Source organism: Haemophilus sp. C1 (assembly GCF_001276515.1).
GTDB lineage: Bacteria > Pseudomonadota > Gammaproteobacteria > Enterobacterales > Pasteurellaceae > Haemophilus.
In genome coordinates, this window is the sequence record NZ_LDVZ01000022.1 from 1 (window position 1) to 23,650 (window position 23,650).

At 37.8% G+C, this 23,650-nt stretch carries 19 protein-coding genes, 1 pseudogene and 1 riboswitch; of the genes and pseudogenes, 10 read left to right on the forward strand and 10 right to left on the reverse strand.

The genetic code is table 11. The annotated features are described in order from the left end of the window. Positions 1-103: 103 nt before the first annotated feature. Positions 104-1,624 (reverse strand): Na+/H+ antiporter NhaC family protein, encoded by a 1,521-nt coding sequence (locus tag ABW51_RS07930; RefSeq protein ID WP_053466301.1) that lies wholly within the window; start codon positions 1,622-1,624, stop codon positions 104-106. Positions 1,625-1,681: 57 nt separating this feature from the next. Next, positions 1,682-1,858, reverse strand: a riboswitch (Lysine riboswitch). A 218-nt stretch (positions 1,859-2,076) separates the two neighbouring features. Between ABW51_RS07930 and ABW51_RS07935 the strand changes: the two genes are divergently transcribed. From ABW51_RS07935 to aroA, 3 genes are all read left to right on the forward strand, one after another. Further along, on the forward strand, positions 2,077-2,481 hold the full coding sequence (locus ABW51_RS07935; protein WP_053466302.1) for an H-NS histone family protein: 405 nt from the start codon (positions 2,077-2,079) through the stop codon (positions 2,479-2,481). 70 nt (positions 2,482-2,551) lie between these two features. Further along, on the forward strand, positions 2,552-3,388 hold the full coding sequence (gene purU / locus ABW51_RS07940) for a formyltetrahydrofolate deformylase (RefSeq protein ID WP_053466303.1): 837 nt from the start codon (positions 2,552-2,554) through the stop codon (positions 3,386-3,388). Beyond that, on the forward strand, positions 3,388-4,686 hold the full coding sequence (aroA, locus tag ABW51_RS07945; RefSeq protein WP_053466304.1) for a 3-phosphoshikimate 1-carboxyvinyltransferase: 1,299 nt from the start codon (positions 3,388-3,390) through the stop codon (positions 4,684-4,686). The genes purU and aroA overlap by 1 nt, the downstream gene beginning before the upstream one ends. Before the next feature lie 83 nt (positions 4,687-4,769). On the opposite strand, the gene ABW51_RS07950 is transcribed toward aroA, so the two are convergent. The 6 genes from ABW51_RS07950 to ABW51_RS07975 all read right to left on the reverse strand — a co-directional run bounded on the left by ABW51_RS07950 (position 4,770) and on the right by ABW51_RS07975 (position 12,720). Continuing rightward, a complete protein-coding gene (locus tag ABW51_RS07950) occupies positions 4,770-6,110 on the reverse strand; it encodes a replication-associated recombination protein A (protein WP_053466305.1) in 1,341 nt (446 codons plus the stop codon). A 60-nt stretch (positions 6,111-6,170) separates the two neighbouring features. Then, positions 6,171-6,788 carry an outer membrane lipoprotein chaperone LolA gene (gene lolA, locus ABW51_RS07955; RefSeq protein WP_053466306.1) on the reverse strand — a complete coding sequence of 206 codons (618 nt, stop codon included), beginning with the start codon at positions 6,786-6,788 and terminating at the stop codon, positions 6,171-6,173. 17 nt (positions 6,789-6,805) lie between these two features. Then, on the reverse strand, positions 6,806-9,577 hold the full coding sequence (locus tag ABW51_RS07960) for a DNA translocase FtsK (protein WP_053466307.1): 2,772 nt from the start codon (positions 9,575-9,577) through the stop codon (positions 6,806-6,808). A 1-nt stretch (position 9,578) separates the two neighbouring features. Continuing rightward, positions 9,579-10,058: a leucine-responsive transcriptional regulator Lrp gene (gene lrp / locus ABW51_RS07965; protein WP_005632464.1), complete on the reverse strand. Its 480-nt coding sequence runs from the start codon at positions 10,056-10,058 to the stop codon at positions 9,579-9,581. Between the two features lie 122 nt (positions 10,059-10,180). Continuing rightward, entirely contained in the window at positions 10,181-11,557 is a 1,377-nt protein-coding gene (gene radA / locus ABW51_RS07970; RefSeq protein ID WP_053466308.1) for a DNA repair protein RadA, read from the reverse strand. A 125-nt stretch (positions 11,558-11,682) separates the two neighbouring features. Beyond that, positions 11,683-12,720: a CYTH domain-containing protein gene (locus ABW51_RS07975; protein WP_053466309.1), complete on the reverse strand. Its 1,038-nt coding sequence runs from the start codon at positions 12,718-12,720 to the stop codon at positions 11,683-11,685. Between the two features lie 133 nt (positions 12,721-12,853). Between ABW51_RS07975 and ABW51_RS07980 the strand changes: the two genes are divergently transcribed. The 7 genes from ABW51_RS07980 (at position 12,854) to ABW51_RS08010 (ending at position 19,348) form a co-directional block, all read left to right on the forward strand. Then, positions 12,854-13,534, forward strand: a complete 681-nt coding sequence (locus tag ABW51_RS07980) for a TIGR00153 family protein (protein WP_053466310.1) — start codon at positions 12,854-12,856, stop codon at positions 13,532-13,534. A gap of 24 nt (positions 13,535-13,558) precedes the next feature. Further along, the gene (locus ABW51_RS07985) at positions 13,559-14,821 is read left to right on the forward strand and encodes an inorganic phosphate transporter (protein ID WP_053466311.1); all 1,263 of its coding nucleotides are present in this window, start codon (positions 13,559-13,561) and stop codon (positions 14,819-14,821) included. 65 nt (positions 14,822-14,886) lie between these two features. Beyond that, entirely contained in the window at positions 14,887-15,498 is a 612-nt protein-coding gene (locus ABW51_RS07990) for a TIGR04211 family SH3 domain-containing protein (RefSeq protein WP_053466312.1), read from the forward strand. A gap of 6 nt (positions 15,499-15,504) precedes the next feature. Then, positions 15,505-16,761 (forward strand): multifunctional CCA addition/repair protein, encoded by a 1,257-nt coding sequence (locus tag ABW51_RS07995; RefSeq protein WP_053466313.1) that lies wholly within the window; start codon positions 15,505-15,507, stop codon positions 16,759-16,761. A 64-nt stretch (positions 16,762-16,825) separates the two neighbouring features. Further along, positions 16,826-17,446, forward strand: a complete 621-nt coding sequence (lolB, locus tag ABW51_RS08000) for a lipoprotein insertase outer membrane protein LolB (RefSeq protein ID WP_053466314.1) — start codon at positions 16,826-16,828, stop codon at positions 17,444-17,446. Between the two features lie 11 nt (positions 17,447-17,457). Then, positions 17,458-18,399 carry a 4-(cytidine 5'-diphospho)-2-C-methyl-D-erythritol kinase gene (ispE, locus tag ABW51_RS08005; protein WP_053466324.1) on the forward strand — a complete coding sequence of 314 codons (942 nt, stop codon included), beginning with the start codon at positions 17,458-17,460 and terminating at the stop codon, positions 18,397-18,399. Between the two features lies 1 nt (position 18,400). Continuing rightward, entirely contained in the window at positions 18,401-19,348 is a 948-nt protein-coding gene (locus ABW51_RS08010) for a ribose-phosphate pyrophosphokinase (RefSeq protein ID WP_053466315.1), read from the forward strand. A 313-nt stretch (positions 19,349-19,661) separates the two neighbouring features. Here the strand turns inward: ABW51_RS08010 and ABW51_RS09890 are convergent. From ABW51_RS09890 to ABW51_RS08020, 3 genes and pseudogenes are all read right to left on the reverse strand, one after another. Next, positions 19,662-19,829: pseudogene (locus ABW51_RS09890) on the reverse strand (glycosyltransferase N-terminal domain-containing protein); the annotation flags it as partial. Positions 19,830-20,066: 237 nt separating this feature from the next. Then, entirely contained in the window at positions 20,067-22,775 is a 2,709-nt protein-coding gene (locus ABW51_RS08015; protein ID WP_053466316.1) for an autotransporter outer membrane beta-barrel domain-containing protein, read from the reverse strand. 257 nt (positions 22,776-23,032) lie between these two features. Further along, positions 23,033-23,275 carry a hypothetical protein gene (locus tag ABW51_RS08020; protein ID WP_053466317.1) on the reverse strand — a complete coding sequence of 81 codons (243 nt, stop codon included), beginning with the start codon at positions 23,273-23,275 and terminating at the stop codon, positions 23,033-23,035. Between the last annotated feature and the right edge of the window lie 375 nt (positions 23,276-23,650).

Below are 23,650 nucleotides of genomic sequence, written 5' to 3' on the forward strand. Positions count from 1 at the left end.
AAAAAAATAGCACTTTTAAATAAAAAAATGCGACCTTATGTCGCATTTTATAAATTTATCAAAATTTTATATTTTATTTAGATTTTTGAGCAAGATCACATTTTTAACGTTTTTTCACTGCAAATACGATTAAAAATAATGAAACCGCCGTTGCTGCAAAACCAGCTAAACCTGAATAAGTAAATCCTACCACAATGTAACCAATAGCCGTTGCAGTTGCAACTGTGGCAGCATAAGGAAGCTGAGTAGTAACGTGATCAATATGATTACATTTTGCGCCCGTTGAAGACAAAATTGTTGTATCTGATACTGGCGAGCAATGATCACCACATACAGCCCCAGCCATTACTGCAGATAAACAAGGAAGCAATAATTCTGGTGCTGCATTCGCTGCCATTGCTGCGGCAATTGGTAACATAATACCGAATGTCCCCCAGCTAGTACCAGTTGAGAATGCCATTGCAGAACCAAGAATAAATAAGATTACTGGTAAAAATTGCATTGGAATATTGCCAGAAACTAGAGAAGATAAATATTTACCCGTTTGCATATCCCCAACGACTTTATTAATTGTCCACGCAAAGAATAAAATCGCAATTGCACCAGCCATTGATTTAATACCTGTGATCCAAGAACGTGCATATTCAGGAATACTCACCTGACGATCAAGAATAATTAATAAAGTAGAAACAAGAATAGAGCAAGTACCACCAAAAACTAAAGAAGTTCCAACAACAGTATTTTCAAACGCACCTAAGATACTAAATTCTTTACCATCTGCAGCTAATGCATCTGCACCCGTGTAAATCATCATTGAAACTGTTGAGATAATTAAAACTAAAATAGGCAATACAAGATTACGTACATGACCTTTTGCACCAGTTTCTTCTTCTAATTCATTTTCAGAATCTTCCAAAGCTAATTTTTCATGGCGTGCCATTGAAGCGATATCGAAAGAAAAATATGCCACAAAGAACACCATGATAATTGAGAAAATTGCATAGAAGTTCATTGAGCTCATTGCCACGAATGCACCAATTGGTGTGTACTCAGTAATCGAATAAGTCGCTAATAAACCACCGACTAAGGTAATAATGTATGCGCCCCAACTTGAAACTGGCATCATTACACACATCGGTGCTGCCGTTGAATCCAAAATATAAGCAAGTTTCGCACGAGAAACTTTAAAACGGTCTGTCACTGGACGAGCAATTGCGCCTACAGCAAGACTGTGGAAATAATCGTCAATAAAAGTAACAAAAACTAATGATGCAGCTAATAATTTAGCACCACGACGACCTTTAATACGGTTTTGTGCCCATTCAGCAAACGCACGATTACTGCCAGATACCGTTAAAAGTGCGGTTAAAACACCAAGTAATAATAAGAACAAGACAATGTTCATATTAGAGTTAATTGCGCCATCAGCATAAACAAGTGAAATCACGTTGCTTGATAAATAGCTGAAAGACGAACCAATATTCCAGCCGCCTAACATTAACGCACCAACAATAATCCCTGCGCTGAGAGACACCAATACACGACGAGTTGCAATGGCCAAGACAATCGCCAATAAAGCTGGAATAATTGACCAAACTGAGGATGAAAAATCGATAAGTTCCATTAAGAGATACCTACAATTAATGGAGAGAACGGAAAGCAAAGGACAGAATAAGACCAGAACAACCGTAGCGCTCCATAGTTAATCAAAAAAACTATGACAGTGTCGCCCCTTTCGAGTACGCCACCAACCAAACAAAATGACTTTTGTTTGATTTCGGCAATCATTCCTTTCTTTTTTCTTCATCGTTATCCACTCTGAAAAAATACTTATAATGATTGCACCTCTACTTTTGTAGTAGCTCAGAGATTACCGTAAAAAAATCCAAATGCCAACAGTTTTTGTAAAAAATTTATTAGATTGAATAAAAAATATAAATGAAATAAACACGAAAAAAATATAAATATATATCTGTTCCGACCATTTATTTAATAATAGATATTTACAATAAATTTTATTTTCTCTATTATTAGATAAATTTTCCCACACTCAAAATTATTTTATAGAGGTTTATTATGAACGAATTAGCAAAAGGTTTGACAAATCTTCGTAGTTTACGTGCGGCAGTGCGCGAATTAACTTTAGAACAAGCGGAAAGTGCTCTTGAAAAATTACAAACTGCGGTTGAAGAGAAACGTGCTAATGAAGCAGAATTAATTAAAGCAGAGACAGAGCGAAAAGAGCGTTTAGCTAAATATAAAGAATTAATGGAAAAAGAAGGTATTACACCTGAAGAATTACAAGAGATCTTTGGTACAGCAACAACATCTGCTAGAGCAAAACGTCCACCTCGTCCAGCAAAATATGCATTTATTGATGAAAATGGCGAGCATAAAACTTGGACGGGTCAAGGTCGCACACCACGTCCAATTCAAAATGCATTGAACAAAGGTAAATCATTATCTGATTTTGAAATTTAATTTTTCTATTTGAAACTAGAACTCATTTTTATGGGTTCTATTTTTTTATCTAAACATAGCACACAACATTATGATCGAAAAAAAAATATTACTCACTGATTGCCCTGATGATAAAGGCTTAATCGCAAAAATAACTAATATTTGTTACAAACATCAACTAAATATTCTGCATAATAATGAATTTGTAGATTTTGAAACCAAGCATTTCTTTATGCGTACAGAATTGGAAGGTATTTTTAACGAAACTACTTTATTAGAAGATCTAAAATATAGCTTACCCGAAGGAACGAATTGTCGATTAATTAGCACCCAATGTAAGCGAATTGTAATTTTAGTCACAAAAGAAGCTCACTGCCTTGGCGATATTTTAATGAAAAATTATTATGGTGCGCTTGATGTAGAAATTGCGGCAGTCATCGGCAACCACGATAATTTACGTGAACTTGTTGAACGTTTTAATATTCCATTTCATTTGATTAGCCACGAAAACTTAACCCGTGTGGAACACGACAAATTACTGGCAGAAAAAATTGATGAATATACGCCAGATTATATTGTTCTCGCTAAATATATGCGTGTGTTAAATCCTGAATTTGTCGCGCGTTATCCAAATCGAGTGATTAATATCCACCATTCATTCTTACCTGCTTTTATTGGTGCAAAACCTTATCAACAAGCCTATGAACGAGGTGTAAAAATTATTGGCGCAACTGCACATTTTATTAATAACGAATTAGATCAAGGCCCAATCATTATGCAAAATGTCATTAATGTTGATCATACTTATAATGCTGAAGCGATGATGCGTGCTGGCCGTGATGTGGAAAAAACCGTGTTAAGTCGTGCCCTTGATCTCGCTTTACACGATAGAATTTTTGTTTATAAAAATAAAACGGTGGTGCTGTAATGGAAAAAATTACTCTTGCACCAATAAGTGCGGTAGAAGGAACAATTAATTTACCAGGTTCTAAAAGTTTATCGAACCGCGCATTACTTTTAGCCGCCTTAGCTAAAGGCACAACAAAAGTAACCAATTTATTAGATAGTGATGATATTAGACATATGCTTAACGCCCTCAAAACGTTAGGTGTACGCTACCAACTTTCTGATGACAAAACTATTTGTGAAATAGAGGGGTTAGGCGGAGCATTCAATATACAGAATAATCTTTCGCTCTTTCTTGGCAATGCGGGGACGGCAATGCGTTCATTAACCGCTGCGCTTTGCTTAAAAGGAGAAACAGAAAGCGAAATCATCTTAACGGGCGAGCCTCGTATGAAAGAGCGTCCAATACTCCATTTAGTCGATGCTTTACGCCAAGCGGGTGCAAATATTCGCTACTTAGAAAATGAAGGTTATCCTCCAGTCGCAATTCTCAATAAAGGTATAAAAGGTGGGAATATCAAAATTGATGGCTCTATTTCATCTCAATTTTTGACCGCACTTTTAATATCTGCGCCACTTGCAGAAAATAACACAGAAATCGAAATTATCGGAGAACTAGTCTCTAAACCCTATATTGACATTACCCTTGCAATGATGCGAGATTTTGGTGTTCACGTTGAAAATCATCACTACCAAAAATTTCAAGTTAAGGGAAATCAATCCTACATTTCACCTGGAAAATATTTGGTAGAAGGCGATGCCTCATCAGCCTCTTACTTTCTCGCAGCTGGCGCCATTAAAGGAAAAGTAAAAGTCACTGGAATTGGCAAAAACTCTATTCAGGGCGATCGTTTATTTGCTGATGTATTAGAAAGAATGGGGGCAAAAATCACTTGGGGAGAGGATTTTATTCAAGCCGAACGTGCTGAATTGCATGGCATTGATATGGATATGAACCACATTCCAGATGCAGCAATGACAATTGCAACCACAGCTCTTTTTGCTAAAGGGGAAAGCGTCATTCGAAATATTTATAACTGGCGTGTGAAAGAAACAGATCGTTTAACAGCAATGGCAACCGAACTGCGTAAAGTCGGTGCAGAAGTCGAAGAAGGTGAAGATTTTATTCGAATTCAACCTCTTGCACTCAATCAGTTTAAACATGCTGATATTGAAACTTATAACGATCACCGCATGGCAATGTGTTTTTCTCTAATCGCTCTGTCCAATACACCAGTGACAATTTTAGATCCCAAATGTACTGCCAAAACCTTTCCAACATTCTTTAGTGAATTTGAGAAAATTTGCTTAAGAGGTTAAATTAAAAAGTGCGGTAAATTTCAAAAAAGTTTTCAAAATTAACCGCACTTTCATTCCATTCTTAAAAAAATCCCAAATTGAGATTATTTATACCGTTTTTTCACCGCACTTTTATCTTGCTCACGTAATCGTTCTAGTTTTTCCTTAATCTGAATTTCCATACCTCTATTTGTCGGAAAATAATATTGAGTGTCTTTTAATTCAGGCGGGAAATAATTTTCACCTGCCGCATAAGCGTTAGGTTCATCATGAGCATAGCGATATTCAGCCCCATAGCCAAGCTCTTTCATTAAATTAGTCGGCGCATTGCGTAAATGTGGTGGAACATCATAATCGGGTAAATCTTTCGCTTGCTGTTTTGCAGTGTTAAATGCAGTATAAACCGCATTACTTTTTGGTGCTACTGCAAGATAAATAATGGCTTGGGCAATGGCTCTCTCTCCTTCATAAGCGCCCACGCGAGTAAAGCAATCCCATGCAGCCAATGCGACTTGCATAGCGCGAGGATCTGCATTTCCCACATCTTCTGAAGCAATGGCAAGTAATCGGCGCGCAACATATAAAGGGTCTCCACCCGCTGTCAAAATTCGTGCATACCAATACAATGCAGCATCTGGTGCAGAACCTCGAACAGATTTATGTAGCGCAGAAATTAAATCATAGAAACGATCACCTTGTTTATCAAATCTCGCTTGGCGTTCGCCTAAGACTTCTTTTAATAAAGTGCGGTCAATTTTCTTTCCATTTTCCGTTTCATCTGCCATATCCACCATTAATTCGAGGCAATTCAAAGCTAATCGCGCGTCTCCATTGACATATTCGGCAAGCACTTGCAGTAAATTCTCTTCTAAAATTAACCGCTCTTTACCCAATCCTCGTTCAGGATCTTCTACAGCTTGCTGCAAAACTTGTTCAATTTCAGCCGTTGTGAGTGATTTCAGCACATAAACTCGAGCACGAGAAAGCAACGCATTATTTAGCTCAAAAGAGGGATTTTCTGTTGTCGCCCCAATAAAAATAACGGTTCCGTCTTCAATGTGCGGTAAAAATGCATCTTGCTGGCTTTTATTAAAACGATGGACTTCATCCACAAATAAGATAGTTTTACGATCCGCAAGACGATTTTGTTTTGCTCGCTCAATGGCTTCACGAATTTCTTTGATACCACTCGTCACCGCAGAAATTCGCTCTACTTCTGCATTAATACGTTGCGCTATGATTTCTGCAAGGGTTGTTTTCCCCGTACCTGGTGGCCCCCAGAAAATCATAGAATGAATATGCCCAACTTGAATAGCTTTACGCAGCGGCTTACCTTCACCAATAAGATGAGTTTGCCCAAAATACTGCTCTAGACTCGTTGGACGCATCTTGGCTGCCAGTGGGCGAAAATCATTTTCGGCAAAATCAAAATTGAGATTAGACATATTTATTTCTCACAAAATTGAAGGGCGTATTTCTACGCCCTTATTTAAAATAATCATTTGTTATTTTTTACGTTGGTCATCCACTTCAACGCCTTTTTCTGGCTTGAATTGGAACAAGCTATCAGACAACGTTTGATTCGTAATATTACGTAAAACATAAAGATTGGTTTGCCCATCTTTCTCTGTCGTACTGAAATTTCTTAATACGCCATTGGCATCGACGCGAATATCAAATTGCTTGATATTACTTTTGGAAGATTTAGGTTTCAATACGAAAGTATCCATTTGTTGCATAACCGAATATTGATCCCAATGGCTTTTATCGTTACTTGTGAGCAAGACGAAAGGGGTATTATTTACCGCATCTTTCACCCATTGTGCTGTTACTTGTTGCACAAATGGATCGTAGAACCATAAGGTTTTACCATCAGAAATAATCTGGGTTTCTTGAGGAGTTTTAGTCTCCATACGGAATAAATTTGGGCGTTTAATTTGAAGTTTGCCACTTCCCTGCTGAACATTTTTGCCACTTCCAGAAGTCACCGTTTGCACAAATTCTGCACTTAACACATCGACTTTGGCTAAACGCATTTGCAATTCACTTGCCGCATCAGCCAATGCAAAATTACTCAAACCAAGTAAGGCAAGTGCGGCAAATTTTAAGGTTGTTTTTTTCATTTTACTTTCCTTTTAAATTAGTATTCTGGACGATGCGATAAAATCTCACGCTTACCATTTTGCATTGGGCTAACAATTCCTTGTTCTTCCATTTGATCCATAATACGCGCGGCTCGGTTAAAACCTACGCTGAATTTACGTTGAATAGAAGATACTGAGGTTGTACCGGTATTAATAACAAAATCCATCACTTCATCAAACAGTGGATCTAATTCTCTACCACTTGATATTCCTTTTTCTGCATTATCTTCATCGTCTGCGCTTTCTAAAATACCATCGATATAATCAGGCTTACCGCGCGCTCGCCAATCATCGGCAATATTGATGACTTCATCATAACTCATATAGGCTCCGTGTACGCGGATTAAATCAGATGAACCTTGCCCCGAATAAAGCATATCTCCACGCCCTAAAAGGGCTTCTGCCCCACCTTGATCAAGAATAGTGCGTGAGTCAATTTTACTAGCCACCGTAAAGGCAATGCGACTTGGAATATTTGCTTTAATTAATCCTGTAATCACATCTACAGAAGGGCGTTGTGTGGCTAAAATTAAATGGATACCAATAGCTCGCGCTTTTTGAGCCAACCGTGCAATCAGTTCTTCGATTTGCTTACCCGCCACCATCATTAAATCGGCAAGTTCATCAATAATAACCACAATATAACTCAATTTTTTCAATGTGGGTGGCATTGCATCCATTGTATCACCAGGTCGCCAAATTGGATTTGGAATAGGCATTCCCATTGCTTCGTATTCATCGATTTTTTCGTTAAAGCCTTCAATATTGCGTACACGTAGAGCTGAAAGCAACTGATAACGACGTTCCATTTCATCTACACACCAACGCAACGCATTAGCCGCTTTTTTCATATCTGTTACAACAGGAGTTATCAAGTGTGGAATATCGTTATAAGCACCAAATTCAACAGTTTTAGGATCAATCATAATGAATTTCACATCCTCTGATTGAACACGATAAAGTAAACTTAGAATCATCGTATTCACACCAATAGACTTACCTGATCCCGTAGAACCTGCTACCAATAAATGTGGCATTTTTGCTAAATCAACAATGACTGGTTTGCCACTAATATCTTTACCTAAAGCAATAGGTAAAGTTGCCTTGCTATCACGGAATTCATTGCTATCTAACACATCACGCAATGGCACCATTTGACGATGAAGATTTGGGGTTTCAATACCAATATAAGGTTTACCTGGAATAACCTCTGCCACACGAATCGAACGGAACATTAATGCACGCGCCAAATCAGTATCAATACTCGTTACTTTTGACGCTTTCACCCCAGGTTGTAATTCTAATTCATAGCGAGTAACAACTGGGCCAACAAGCACATCTTTTACAGTCGCTTTCACATTAAAATTACGTAATTGTTGCTCAATACGTTGGGACGTTTCAAAAACTTCTTCTTGCGTAATATTTTGTTCCACTGCAGGATGTTTTGATAATAACTCTAAACTTGGCAACGGCGTACTAGGCTTTTCACGTTTTGTTGTTTGCTGTTGGAATGCTGGATGAATCAAGCTACCGCTATAACCTTTATAATTAGGCGATTCTTCTTGATTTTTATCTAATTGAACATCCCTCATATCATCCTGTAAGGATACGTTAAATTTTAGTTCATCATCACCCAAGCGTACTCTTTCATCAGCTTGAACATTAAAATTATTATCCGCCATTTCCGTATTCAAAGATTCATGAGTCGGTTTTAATGAAACTGTTGGCATTTCATCATTTGTAAGCAAGGAAACCTTAGTAAAATCATCCGCACTTTGATTCATTGAGACATTATCCTGAACAGCAGGCTTTATCGGTTTATTCCACACTGGCACAAAATCATTTTTACTTACTGTTTGTCCATGCGCGTCGCTCGATAAATTCACACTGGGCAAGGTTTCCGATTCAAACTCAAGAGAAAACTGAGGTTTTACACTCTCTTCAAGAGAAACTTCATATTCTGATTTGATAGAAACCTCTGGATTTAAACCATGAATATTAATTAAATGCGAAGGTTGATCAACTGAGTTGTCTTCTGCCTCTAAAGATGATTTTTGAGTTTCAATCTCACTATTTTGTTCCACATTAAGATTATTTTGATCTAGATTTTCTATCTCTAAACTATCTGATTTTACAATCACAATTTGCTCTAATTCTTCCGTTGATTTTTCTTGCTCAACATTTTCTTCCTGCTCATTTTTCATTGTCAACCAATGATAAAAGGCCACAATCAGTCGAATTAATGAGGCGCCAGAGCAAAAAATAAAACCGATTAAAGCAAATATAAAACCAATTAAAACTGCTCCGAATTTACCTAATGCTGGATAAAGCCAATTTACAACAAGTGAACCGCCCAATACACCACCACTTAAATAAAAGGCATTGCTTTGCAAAAGCAACATACTCATCACGCAAAGCCCAATAATCAACATGGTAAAGCCAAAACTACGTAAAATAATTCGAGTACAGGAAAGATTTTTAACTGCTTTTGTTTTCAATAAATAGACAGGTACAAAAAAAACTGTAAAAGGAATAACATGAGCGACATAGCCTAAGAAAACAAAAGAAAGATCGACAATCCACGCACCAAATGCGCCGACTTTATTAATTGTTTCACCGTGCGCACCAGCCGTTGCCCAAGAATTATCAAGTGGAGTATAACTTGACCAAGCAATAATTAAATAAAGCCCAAAAAGGGCGGTTAATCCAAGCAAAAGTTCAGCTAAATACTGTCTTGGTGTAAATCGTTCTGTTATTTGTTTAATCATATTATTTTAATACAAGGAAATTGGTTTGTTTTACTTCTTCCATCACAACATAAGTGCGAGTGTCATTTACACCAGGTAAACGCAATAATGTCGTCCCCAGCAATTTTCGGTATTCAGCCATATCAGCAACACGAGTTTTTAATAAATAATCAAAATCGCCCGATACTAAATGGCATTCTTGAATTTCTTCTAACTCTTGAATTGCAGCATTAAATTCCTCAAATATATCAGGTTTTCCACGAACTAACGTAATTTCCACGATCACAAGCAAAGGTGCTTCCAATAATTCGGGATTCAACAATGCGCGATATCCCATAATCACACCTTGTTTTTCTAAACGTTTAACACGTTCTAAACAAGGCGTGGGTGAAAGCCCTACTTTTTTCGACAAATCAATATTAGAAATTTTACCGTTGCGTTGTAATTCATTAAGAATTTTTATATCAATCGCATCCAGCGCTTTATTCAGTTTTTTTTCCATTTTCTTATTTTTCTTTGAATAAAAAGTATGTTTATTCTAACAAATTTTGCTAATTTTTTCAGTACAACGGAATTAGATAATTTATTTCCATTGAGACTATTAATTATCTCTAATAGAATTATTTAGAAATTATCCAATACAGCTAGTGCATCGGAAAGTTTCTTCACCGTAAAAACTTGCATATTTTCAACCGTACTTTTCGGCTTATTGGCAAAAGGGACAATCGCGCGTTTAAAACCATGTTTTGCGGCTTCACTAATACGTTCTTGACCACTGGTTACCGGTCGAATTTCACCTGCTAACCCGACTTCACCAAAGACAACTAAATCTTGTGGCAATGGACGATTACGGAAACTCGAAATTAATGCAAGTAATAATGCAAGATCCGCCCCTGTTTCTCCGACTTTTACACCGCCAACTACATTCACAAAAACATCTTGATCCGACATTTGTAGTCCACCATGACGATGTAATACTGCAAGCAATAAAGCTAAACGATTTTGTTCTAACCCCACTGCCACACGGCGCGGATTTGCAAGCATGGAATGATCCACCAACGCTTGAATTTCCACCAAAAGCGGACGCGTTCCTTCCCAAAGAACCATTACCGAGCTACCAGTCGTTTGCTCATCTCCACGGCTTAAGAAAATCGCCGATGGATTTTTCACCTCGCGTAGGCCTTGTTCGGTCATACCAAATACCCCTAGCTCATTCACTGCACCAAAACGGTTTTTATGGCTACGTAACGTACGGAAACGGGAATCTGCCTCCCCTTCCAGTAATAACGAACAGTCAATGGCATGTTCCAATACTTTCGGACCAGCAAGGGTACCGTCTTTCGTGACATGTCCAACCATAATGATGGCAACTTGTCGGGTTTTCGCATAACGAGTCAGGAAAGAGGCGCATTCACGCACTTGTGCCACACTTCCTGGAGAGGATTGAATATCCGAAAGATGCATAACCTGGATCGAATCCACCACAATAATTTGAGGTTTCAACTGATCCGCCAAATTACAAATTTGCTCAACTGAGGTTTCAGATAACATATTTAATTTATCTGTCGGCAGATTTAAGCGATTAGCTCGCATAGCCACTTGTTGAAGCGACTCCTCCCCCGTTACATAAAGTGCAGTCATGTTTTTCGCTAAACCGCACATGACTTGTAATAACAATGTACTTTTCCCTGCACCAGGATGCCCACCAATTAAAATCGCACTGCCCGGTACGATCCCGCCACCAAGTACGCGATCTAATTCATTAAAGCCACTGGAAAAACGTGGTGTTTCTTGCAAACTAATTTCAGAAAGCGTTTGAATTTTTGCCTGAGTTTCCCCCGCGTAGCCACTAAAACGATCATTTTTTGATTTTGCCGTGGAAATTAACCGCACTTCCGTAATTGTATTCCACGCTTTACAAGCCGAGCATTGCCCTTGCCAACGAGAAAACTCCGCACCACAATCGTTACATACATAAGCTGTTTTCGGGGCTTTAGCCATTTTTTATCCTTCTCATCCTTTAACCGAGCATTCATATATTTACGGTTAAATATCGTTATATTATTCAGGGCAAGCTTACATAATGCCTAGAAGTATAGCTTACCCATTTGCACGGTTGATTCGCATTATGCCGAGAATCTCATTAATTTGATCATTCGCTCAAAATAAACTCGACTTTTCAAAAGTGCGGTCAATTTTTCAATAGTTTTTTCATTGTCTTTCGTTTCACTATGAAAACGAATCAAATCACGAATTTCAGCAAAGATTTTCTGATTGCTTTCTAACAAAGCTGGTAAGAGCGTTTCTTTTTGTTTCCCTGTTGCCACCGCTTCTAGGATTTTTCCATTTTCATCATAATAATGATAAAGATTAAAAAATGCCCCAACTCGCTCCACTGTTTTCATAAAATCTTGGCTAAAAAGTGCGGAAGAAAATGATAAGGTTTCTTCCAAAAGTTTCTGTTCCATTTTCAACACGGAATTAAATTTTGCACAAAAATCTTCCGCACTTTCTTCTCGTTCTTCTTTTAAGAAATCACGCCATTTATTTAACCAATCTGTTAAAAATTGTTTTGAGCCCAGCAAATAACCACGCTTCGCTTTACTTGCACTACTAAAATAAATATCTCTTTCAAAAGGCAAAGTTTCCACAAAATCAAAAAGATCCTGCACATTGCCAGATTTCAATTCAAACTCAATTTCACAAATAGGTTGCTCAGATTCGCCTGCAATAATTTTGCCTTGATCGAACGCCACTTCAATTTTGGATTGTTGAAATTCAACTAACCAAAAAGTGCGGTTAAAATCTGTGGAGAAAATAGGTTGTAGTGTAGAGCTAGGTAATTGTTCAAAAGGATAAAGTTCTCTTAATTGGGCATTGGTTGGCGTTTCTTTTTCGGTTAATGATAAATTATATTCTGGGCGACTATGCAATCCACCAACAACTTCGCCGTTAGTTTTAAGCGTTAATGTAAGTTCTTGATCTTCTTGACGAATACGTAATCCCATTTTTTGTTTCGCAAGAAAATGATCGGGATAATCATAATAAGTATTACTCAAAAATAAATTTTGATGATCTAAAATTGTAAATTTTGCAAGATATTGTGGCAAACTGTCAGCAATCTTTTTAGATATAGCTAATTTCAATTCAATTTCATTATTCATTTTACCCCTCCATATTATCTGTTCAAATATACAGACAAACTATCGCAAATCAAGATCTTTTTCGTGTAATTTATCAAGAAATCAGGTAATATGCGCACGAATTTTTAACCCCTTAATTTGGAGTAAATCACCTATGGCAATGAATAATATTCTCGGATTATTTGCCCATTCGCCTCTCAAACCGTTACAAAAACACTCTGAAAAAGTGACCGAATGTAGCGATCTTTTAATTCCTTTTTTTCAAACGACTTTCTCAAAGGATTGGGAGCAAGCGGAAGAAAAACGCTTAGAGATTTCTCTACGCGAGCGTGAAGCAGACACATTGAAACGCGAAATCCGTTTGAAGTTGCCACGTGGTTTATTCTTACCTATCGATCGTACTGATCTTTTAGAATTAGTCACTCAACAAGATAAACTTGCCAATTATGCTAAAGATATTGCAGGCCGTATGATTGGTCGTCAATTTGGTATTCCTGAAGAAATGCAGGAAGAATTCTTACATTACGTAAAACGTAGTTTAGATGCCATTCACCAAGCACATCGAGTAATCGAAGAAATGGATCAACTTTTGGAAACTGGTTTTAAAGGTCGTGAACTTAAATTAGTTAATGATATGATTCAAGAACTTGATTCGATTGAAGATGATACTGACCAAATGCAAATCAAATTGCGTAAAATGCTTTACACTATTGAGAGCCGTTATAACCCAATTGATGTGATGTTCTTATATAAAATTATTGAATGGGTTGGCGTTTTGGCTGACCAAGCACAACGTGTTGGCTCGCGTATAGAATTAATGCTCGCGCGTTCATAATCAACAAAACATAGGAAATAAACTATGGAAATTATTAGTCAATATGGTTCTTGGTTGGTGTGGATCACAGCAGCCTTTGGCTTTTTTATGGCGTTCGGAATTGGAGCGAATGATGTATCAAACTCAATGGGAACATCCGTAGGATCTGGTACCGTAACCGCCAAACAAGCAATTATTATTGCGTTAATTTTTGAATCAGCTGGTGCCTATCTAGCTGGTGGTGAAGTAACAGAAACCATTAAAAGTGGTGTAATCGATCCAATGCAATTTGTCGATACACCAGATATTTTAGCTCTAGGTATGCTTTCAACCTTATTTGCATCGGGTGCTTGGTTATTTATTGCAACCAAAATGGGATGGCCAGTTTCAGGGACTCATACGATCATCGGTGCAATTATTGGATTTGCCTGTATTACGATTGGTCCTGGCGCAGTAGATTGGTCAAATATTGGTAGCATTGTTGGTAGCTGGTTTATCACGCCTGTCATTGCAGGAATTTTGGCTTATGCAATCTTTGCAAGTACGCAAAAACTTATTTTTGATACCGAACAGCCATTAAAAAATGCACAAAAATATGGTCCTTATTATATGGCTATTACCGTATTTGTGCTTTGTATCGTAACAATGACAAAAGGTTTAAAACACGTTGGTTTAAATCTTTCAGGTAAAGAAACGCTACTTATTTCACTTGTTATCAGCCTTATTGGCATGCTATTTTTCCACTTCTATTTTAAAAGCAAAACCTTCACTCAATCAGCAAACAAAGGCACTTTTGGTGCAGTAGAAAAAGTCTTCAGCATTTTAATGTTATTAACCGCTTGTGCGATGGCTTTCGCTCATGGTTCAAATGATGTAGCCAATGCTATTGGCCCTCTTTCTGCAGTGGTCTCTATTGTAAATGAAGGCGGTAAAATTGTTTCAGGTGGAGCCTTAACTTGGTGGATTTTACCATTAGGTGCATTAGGTATTGCTGTGGGCTTAATTACTATGGGACAAAAAGTAATGGCGACTGTTGGATCTGGGATTACTGATTTAACGCCAAGCCGTGGCTTTGCCGCTCAATTTGCCACCGCGATGACGGTTGTAGTTGCATCAGGTACAGGCTTACCGATCTCAACAACACAAACACTTGTTGGAGCTATTTTAGGTATCGGTTTTGCTCGTGGTATCGCAGCACTGAATTTAACGGTTATCCGAAATATCATTAGTTCTTGGATTGTCACATTACCAGCAGGTGCATTTTTCGCCATCATTATTTTCTATGTGCTAAGAACTATCTTTAATTAATTGATCTCAATAAAAAGTGCGGTTAATTTTAACCGCACTTTTGTTGTGATGTTTAAGGGGAAAAAATGAAAAAGATCTATAAAGCCTTAATCTCATCTTTACTTTTAAGCACATCAATAAATGTTGCTTATGCGGAAACCCAATATGTTACTGAACATTTAAGTACTTTCTTACGCCGTGGTGCTGGTGAACAATTTAAAATTGCAGGTTCAATTCAAGCGGGCGAAGCGGTAAATGTATTAGAACGTCAAGGCAAATACACGCTAATTCGCGACAATAAAAATCGTGAAGCTTGGATTTTAAATTCAGACTTAAGCAGCACACCAAGTAGTAAAGAAGAAAATCCAAAATTAAAAGCTCAAGTTCAAGAATTAACTTTAAAACTTAGTCGTTTAGATGGCGATTGGCAACAACGTACCCTAGAAATGCAACGTCGAACCAAACAAGCTGAGCAACAAAGTGCGGATCTTTTAGAACAAAATTCTCAACTGAAACGTGAACTTGAAATGACTAAAAATAAAAATCGTGATTTAGAAGCGATGCTTGATGCAGGTAAACGAGAAATTGCGATCCAATGGTTTATTTATGGCGGTTCAGTATTGGGCGTAGGCTTACTCTTCGGCTTGCTTATTCCTTATGTTTTACCAAAACGTCGCCGTCGTGATGGTTGGGCATAATCACGAATGAAAGTTTATTTGGTTGGTGGGGCTGTTCGCGATCAATTATTAGGTTTACCGGTAAAAGATCGTGATTGGATTGTGGTAGGCGCAGACCCCGCTACGCTACTCTCTCTCGGTTATCAACAAGTAGGCAAAGATTTTCCGGTTTTTCTCAATCCTAAAACAAAAGAAGAATATGCGCTTGCCCGAACAGAACGTAAATCTAGCGCAGGTTATACTGGCTTTATTTGTGATTTCTCCCCAACAATTACATTAGAACAAGATTTAATTCGACGAGATCTCACTATTAACGCGATGGCTCAAAGCGAAGACGGTGAAATTATCGATCCTTATGGCGGAAAACAAGATTTAGAAAATCGAATTTTGCGCCATATTTCTCCCGCTTTTTCAGAAGACCCTTTACGAGTATTACGCGTGGCACGCTTTGCTGCCCGTTATCATTCTCTCGGTTTCAAAATTGCATCGGAAACGCTATCCCTAATGGCAGAACTTGCCCAATCGGGAGAATTACAACATCTCACTGCGGAACGCGTTTGGCTAGAAACAGAAAAAGCCTTAAACGAAAAAAATCCTGAAATTTATTTTGAAACCTTACATAAAACAGGTGCATTAAGCGTTTTATTTCCTGAAATCGATGCCCTTTATGGTGTGCCAAATCCAGTAAAACATCATCCCGAAGTGGATAGTTTTATTCATACCATGTTGGTATTAAAACAAGCGGTTAATTTGACTGAAAATAACCCAATCCTAAATAAAAGTGTGGTCCGTTTTGTCGCAATTTGTCATGATCTTGGTAAGGCTCTTACGCCTCAAAATATTCTTCCTCATCATTATGGTCATGAACAAGCTGGCATAAAACCGACTAGAACATTATGCAAACGCTTGAAAGTCCCAAGTTATTTTCAAGAACTTGCAGAACTGACTTGTGAATTTCACACGCATATTCACAAAGCCTTTGAGCTTCGAGCTGAAACCGTCATAACGCTGTTTAATCGTTTTGATGTGTGGAGAAAACCTCAACGCTTTCAAGAATTTCTACAAGTATGTCTAGCTGATACTCGAGGTAGAACAGGTTTTGAAAATAAAGACTATCCACAAATAAATTACATCAATCAATTATTACAAGCGGCAAATGAAGTAGATGTACAGCAAGTTATTACAGATGGATTTGAGAAACAAGAAATCAGAAATGAATTGACGAAACGAAGAATCTTAGCGGTTAAACAAACAAAAACGAATTACCAAAAAATTAACAAATAAAAGTAACTTTACTCAATTAAACTAAATCCTTAAAATACACGAGCTTATTAACTTGATGAATAATATGAAAACGTTTAAATTTCTCACCGCACTTTTTGTAACCAGCATACTTACAGCCTGTACAATGGATGCTGAACGTCCAGTTAACGTGCAATACATTGATAAAACTGACGCTACATGGCAACAACATCTACAAAAGATTCAAAAAATTCAATCCTATCAAGCCAAAGGACAAATTGGTTATATCAGCCCTAAAGAGCGTTTTTCTAGTCGCTTTGAATGGCAATACAAAAATCCAAAATCTTATACGCTTAAACTCTATTCTTTAATCAGTAAATCTACTCTGTTGATTCAAATGCATCAAAGTGGGATGACAATTTCCGATAACAACGGCAATCAACAATCTGCAGCCGATGCCAAACTATTATTACAAGAGATTATTGGAATGGATGTGCCATTAGAACATTTAGCTTATTGGTTAAAAGGTCAACCGGCAATGAACGCGGATTATCAAGTCGGCACCAACCATTTACTTGGCGCATTTACTTATCATGTGGATGGCTCTCAATGGACAGCAGATTATCTCACTTATCATTCAAATAATTCGATGCCTGAAAACATTCTGCTAAAAAATGACAGCACGAAACAAACTCTAAAAATTCGCGTGGATGAGTGGATTTACTAATGAATACATTAATGAAATCACATCAATTTTCTACCGCACTTTGTCAAAATACAACACAATCAAATGGGAAGCCATTGCGCTTCCCTAGCCCAGCCAAACTGAATTTATTTCTTTATATCAACGGAAAATTGCCGAACGGCTATCATGAATTACAAACACTTTTCCAATTTTTAGATTTCGGCGATTGGTTAGAAATGAGTATTCGTGAAGAAGACAATCAAATTGTTTTAACGCCAGAAATTCCGAATCTAAAAACGGAAGATAATCTGATTTATCGAGCTGCAAAACTTTTACAAGAAAAAGTCAATATTCAATTGGGTGCAAATATTCATTTAGACAAAATTCTTCCAATGGGAGGGGGTGTCGGTGGTGGTTCATCCAATGCAGCAACCGCATTAGTCGCGTTAAATTATTTATGGCAAGCCAATTTATCCATTGATGAACTGGCAAAATTAGGATTAGCACTAGGCGCGGATGTGCCAATATTTGTACATGGACACGCTGCTTTTGCTGAAGGTGTCGGGGAAAAAATCACTTATTGTGAACCTGCCGAAAAATGGTTTGTTGTATTAAAACCCGATGATTCAATATCGACGGCTGTGATATTTCAAGATCCAAATTTACCACGTAATACACCGAAAAAATCTCTAGAACAACTTTTGAGTGAACCTTATGTAAACGATTGCGAAAAAGTTGTGATAAATCATTATTCAAACGTTGAAAAAGCGTTAAACTGGTTGCTACAATATGCGCCGGCAAGATTAACAGGAACGGGAGCATGTGTTTTTGCTGAATTTGATCATGAGGCAGAGGCACAAGCGGTATTTAGACAAAAACCAAAAGAATTTTTTGGTTTCGTCGCTAAAGGACTCAATGTTTCTCCCTTGCACACAATGTTGAAGCAGCTATCATCAACTTATACTCATCGACAATCTAAACCTGAGGTTTTATAAAATGCCTGACATTAAACTCTTCGCGGGTAATGCAACACCTGAACTTGCAAAACGTATTTCTGAACGTTTATATATTTCACTAGGCGATGCGACGGTCGCACGTTTCAGTGATGGTGAAATCCAAGTTCAAATCAATGAAAATGTGCGTGGTGCGGATGTATTTATCATCCAATCAACTTGTGCACCAACCAATGATAACTTGATGGAATTGATTGTGATGGTAGATGCATTACGTCGAGCATCTGCCGGTCGTATTACTGCCGTGATTCCTTATTTCGGCTATGCTCGCCAAGATCGTCGTGTTCGTTCAGCACGTGTGCCAATTACCGCTAAAGTTGTGGCAGATTTACTTTCAACTGTTGGTATTGACCGCGTATTAACTTGCGACCTACACGCAGAACAAATCCAAGGTTTCTTTGATGTTCCAGTGGACAACGTATTTGGTTCACCAGTTTTAATTCACGATATTTTGAAAAAATCTGATCTTGAAAATCCAATTGTTGTTTCTCCAGATATTGGCGGTGTTGTACGTGCTCGCGCTGTCGCTAAATTATTAAACGATACGGATATGGCTATTATTGACAAACGTCGCCCTCGTGCAAACGTAGCACAAGTAATGCATATTATCGGAGATGTTGCAGATCGTGATTGTATTTTGGTAGATGATATGATTGATACTGGCGGTACGCTTTGTAAAGCGGCAGAAGCATTAAAAGAACGCGGTGCAAAACGTGTATTTGCTTATGCAACTCACGCCGTTTTTTCTGGTGCAGCAGCCAAAAACTTATCCAGCGATGCCATTGATGAGATTGTTGTGACTGACACCATTCCACTATCAGAAGAAATGAAAGCGATCGGTAAAGTTCGCGTGCTTACGCTTTCTTCCATGCTAGCAGAAGCCATCCGTCGTATTAGCAACGAAGAATCTATTTCTGCGATGTTTAACTAAATTAAAATTTCAATAAAAAATACCGCATTTTGAAGTTTCCCATAAAGTTGAGCTATTCATAAATTACTTAAATATTGAGCTCTGTATAATACAGAGCTCAAATTCTTTAAACTTGTTTTTATCTGCTTCTAGTTATACATAATGCCTTCTTTAATTTAGAGATAATTAAAAATCAATGACTGTATTTTTCCCAGAAAACTTTCAATAGCTGAACTATCATAACAATTTCCCTGATGACTCATACTTTGGATAAACCATGTACACTCCAGCCAGTATAAACATCCTTGATCTTGGATTATGTCTGATGATTATATGGGAAACGTTTAGTTTCAATCACGATCATTAATTTAGGTTGTACAAAATCAATAAAGCGAACAATTGCAGCAGGCAGATCGTAAGACAGATAAAAGCGCGATACGCTCTCGCCAAATACCCCTTTTACACCTGCCGAACCTGTTGGCGTCACAGTAGTACCTTTGATGTTAGCTTTAAAATTGGAATAAACTCCATAACATTCGCATAAACGTTTTCGATAATTGGGCGTTATTCTAGAATAAAATCGAAGAGGACAAAGAAAAGCCTAGGGAGAAGAAAAAGGAAAAGAAAAGGCCAAGCTCGCCAGAACTTAGCCCTTAATTTTACAAATCGGTCAGAATTTTCTGAGCGCTTGTTTTAAACCTTGTCATCCTCCATTTTGGAAAATATATGCCGACGACAATTACCAAATATATTTCAAACCAACATATCCTTGATAAGCTTCCTTACCGCTGCCGCTAAACAATGTGTTGGTTTTGCTTAATGCACGAGTGTAATTCAGATTTGCCTGCGCCGATAACTGTTTACCCAATGGTAAAACGCCGCCGATGCTCACTTCACCAAAGGTTGGAGCATAATGCTCGGTAATACGGTCACGCCCTACCTCTAATTCGGTTTTTCTGCCCATAAAATCGTGCACCAAATTCAGTGAAACAAAGAAGCTATTGGCGTTTTTGCCTTTTTCGGCATTGAAGCTCACACCTGCCCCAACGCGTCCGCGTAATACGGTTTGATGGCTGGATTTCATATCACGAATGCCGTCATTAAATCTGCCCATTTTTGTCTTAAGCAAGGTGAGTTGTGCTTGTGTTACAAAATTCCATCTGCCATCAGTAGAAATCGCAATTTCCTTACCCACTTCGGTATTTGCCATAAAGCTGAAGCCGTGATTTTTCGCTTTGTTGCCGTTTTGTATGGTGTATTTCGCCCCAATCCAGCCCACATTTGCGGAGGTGTCCAAATACAAGCCGTTATTGCCATACCAAGTGGAATATAAGCCTAATGTTGCGGTTTCTAACTTGCCTTTGCCCACCAATTTATCCGCTACAATATAGCCATTTTGAGCGTGGTATTTATCGTAGAATTTGTTATCCGCACGGTTGAACGATACCATCACACCGCCACGGCGAACGCCATTCTCATTGCTGTTCACGAATAAATCTGAGCCGATTTGCACAAGTTTTGCTTTCGATTTATAAGCTAAACGATCTTTACCCTGTTCTTGGGTATAGCCACCGCCTACGCGTGCCCAAGTTTGCGGTGTTAACAGTGCTTGCAAGCTGCCCATTCGGGTTTGCAATTTACCGTTTTCTTGCAATAACGCTTCCCTAGCAATGCGTTGAGTTTGTACATAGCCAGCAATCTGTTCCGCATAAATCATCGGACCGTTATTAGCTGGCACCGCTGGTTGCGGCACTGGCTGAACAGGATCAGGTTGTGGTGCAGGTTGTACTGGCTCAGGTTGCGGCACTGGTTGTACAGGTTCAGGTTGCGGTGCAGGCTGCTCAGGTTGAGGCACTGGTTGCACAGGCTCAGGCTGCGGTGCAGGTTGTTCTAATGCCGTTAACGTCCAATAATACTTATTGCCATGTCGTACTAATTGGGCTTCGCCTGCGTTGGTGGTTGAGGCCGTGCCTTCAAATTTGCCCTTTTCTTCGCCTTTAATTTCCACCACAGGGGTTAATAAACCACCGTTTTTCTCTACATCCGAACGGGTAACATCACCGAAAATACTCTCGTTGCCTTGGTAGTAGGCTTTAACGATGCTGGTGCCTTCGTGATTACCTTCAATAATCAGTTTATCGGTTTGTTGGATATCGGGGTTTTGCCAGAAGGTGTTAACGCGAAGTTCGCCAGTGTTTTCTCCATAACTATAACGTTCACGATAATCACCACTAATTGTTAAAGTATCACTTGGAAGATTATTTTTAGATAAATCAATGATGCCTCCATTTAAAATATCGTAATCAAGTCGAATATTTGAAGAGGTATTTTTCGGGGCAATATTTAACTTTGCGTCTTTATCAATACGAATATGACCAACTTTACCAGAATTACTTGTCATATTTCCAGTTAAATTTAAAATACCTCTCTCCCAAATTATAATTTTTCCAAAATTACGAATTGCTTTATCTTCGTATGTGCCTACACTTTCACTGCTTCCGGTTAATTCTTGATCAAAATCAAGATAATTATTCTCCGTATTATCTAAAGCATCAGGGTTATTTTTATAAGAGCCCTCTAATACTTTTACTTTAGATATATCACTACCCCTTAAAAAAAGTTTATCATCACCTTTACCTAAGTAAATATTGCCTTCAATTTTACTACCTCGATTCAAAAAAAAACTATCTGAATGATCTGAACCAATAAATGCTGCCTTATCTTCTGGAGCAGAAATCACACCGTACACCTTTACATATGTGCGTACACTACTGCCATTATGGTTAAGATTTTCAACCACTTTACCAAATAAATCTTTACGATTAAAGGCAGAGAAATCAATGGCATCGCCGTTTTCGGAAGATATTGCACCGTAATTACCTATACCAATATAGTCATAGAGCTTCGGATAAAGTCCCTTAATTTTTTCGGCTTTCTCTTCATCAGACAAGGCTAAAAATGCAGGGTCATGTCTATCATTTCTAAATTCATCCAACACTTTTATTGCTGTGCCATTTTCACCTGTGGCTTTAATGGAACTGTCTTGGTCTAAGTAAAGAGAAAAACCATAGCTCGGAATAGCTGCTTTAGTATTACCCGTATAGATAGCTGTACCAAAAGAACCCGTGAATCCAATTGTATCTAAATCTAATGCCAATGCTGTAGTATTTGGATTAACTGCTGTAATAGCTAATTTTTCAAGATGATAAGAAGTGTGCATCTCTTCACCTTTTGAATAAATTAATGTACCATCTGCATTTTTATGCAAATCGCCACTGATTTGATCATAGTATACAACTTCAGCTGTTGCCAGATGAGAAGTTGACAACGCAGCAATCGCTAAGGCGGTTTTCACCAAACCAGATTTACCTCTGTTTTTCGCTAATTCTGATGTCACGACAGAATTTTTAGTGAGATAATTGTATTTAGTTTTAAAGATTTTGTTCATTTAGGTTGCCTGCATAATGTTGGATTAATTTAATAAAGATATTTAAGTGTAAAAAAGCTGAAATTACGATCGCTAAGACCATTCCTAATTTGTTAAAGAATTAGTCTAAGTGTGAGTAATTTCAGCTTCGTTAGATACAAAACTCAGGCTTAAATAGTTAGACAAGGTGTCTAAATACAGGCTCAAGGATCGTTTTGTATTTTTGATAAAATTAAAATAATTGCAATATATGATTATTTACTCCTTAGGTTCTCTTGCTATATTGGGCATAAGCTGAAAACCTGATATAAATCTAGAATTTTCGCTGCACCAATAAAACCTATAAAACCGACTGCATATTTAATGACACAATAAAGAACTAGAGGGAATGATTTTCCTTTTCTGTGGTAGAAGAAGAAACCATTAAAGCCACCTAGAACGAATGAACCATTTTCTTTAGAAAATGCAGTTTTTGATTTTTCTACTTTACGTGTAGAACGATTTTTCTCCTTTCTTTTCATAGGATTTACCTCTCATTACTTTTGCTAATAAGTCTCTACACGTATATTGTTTATTCATGAGAATATCCTCCTCTAAGTTAAAAATAAACTTCACAAGCTACAATATATTTTGTGGCTTACGACCAACTATTTCCTACCTCTAATGAGTACATAAACTTTAGTATCCCAGATATAGGCACTTTGGAGAAAAAATTTCTTCTCCAAGGTGTTTTGTTCTCTCTGTAAAGAGAGAACAAGAGGGAGTATACTCCCTCGCAACTGTTTAAAATTTGCACTAAAGATAGGAGGTAAAGATAAGAAGTTAAGATATTGATATTTAATGAATTTTAAGATGTTCTGGGTAGTTTGTGTATTAACACTTTCTTCCATGCTAGC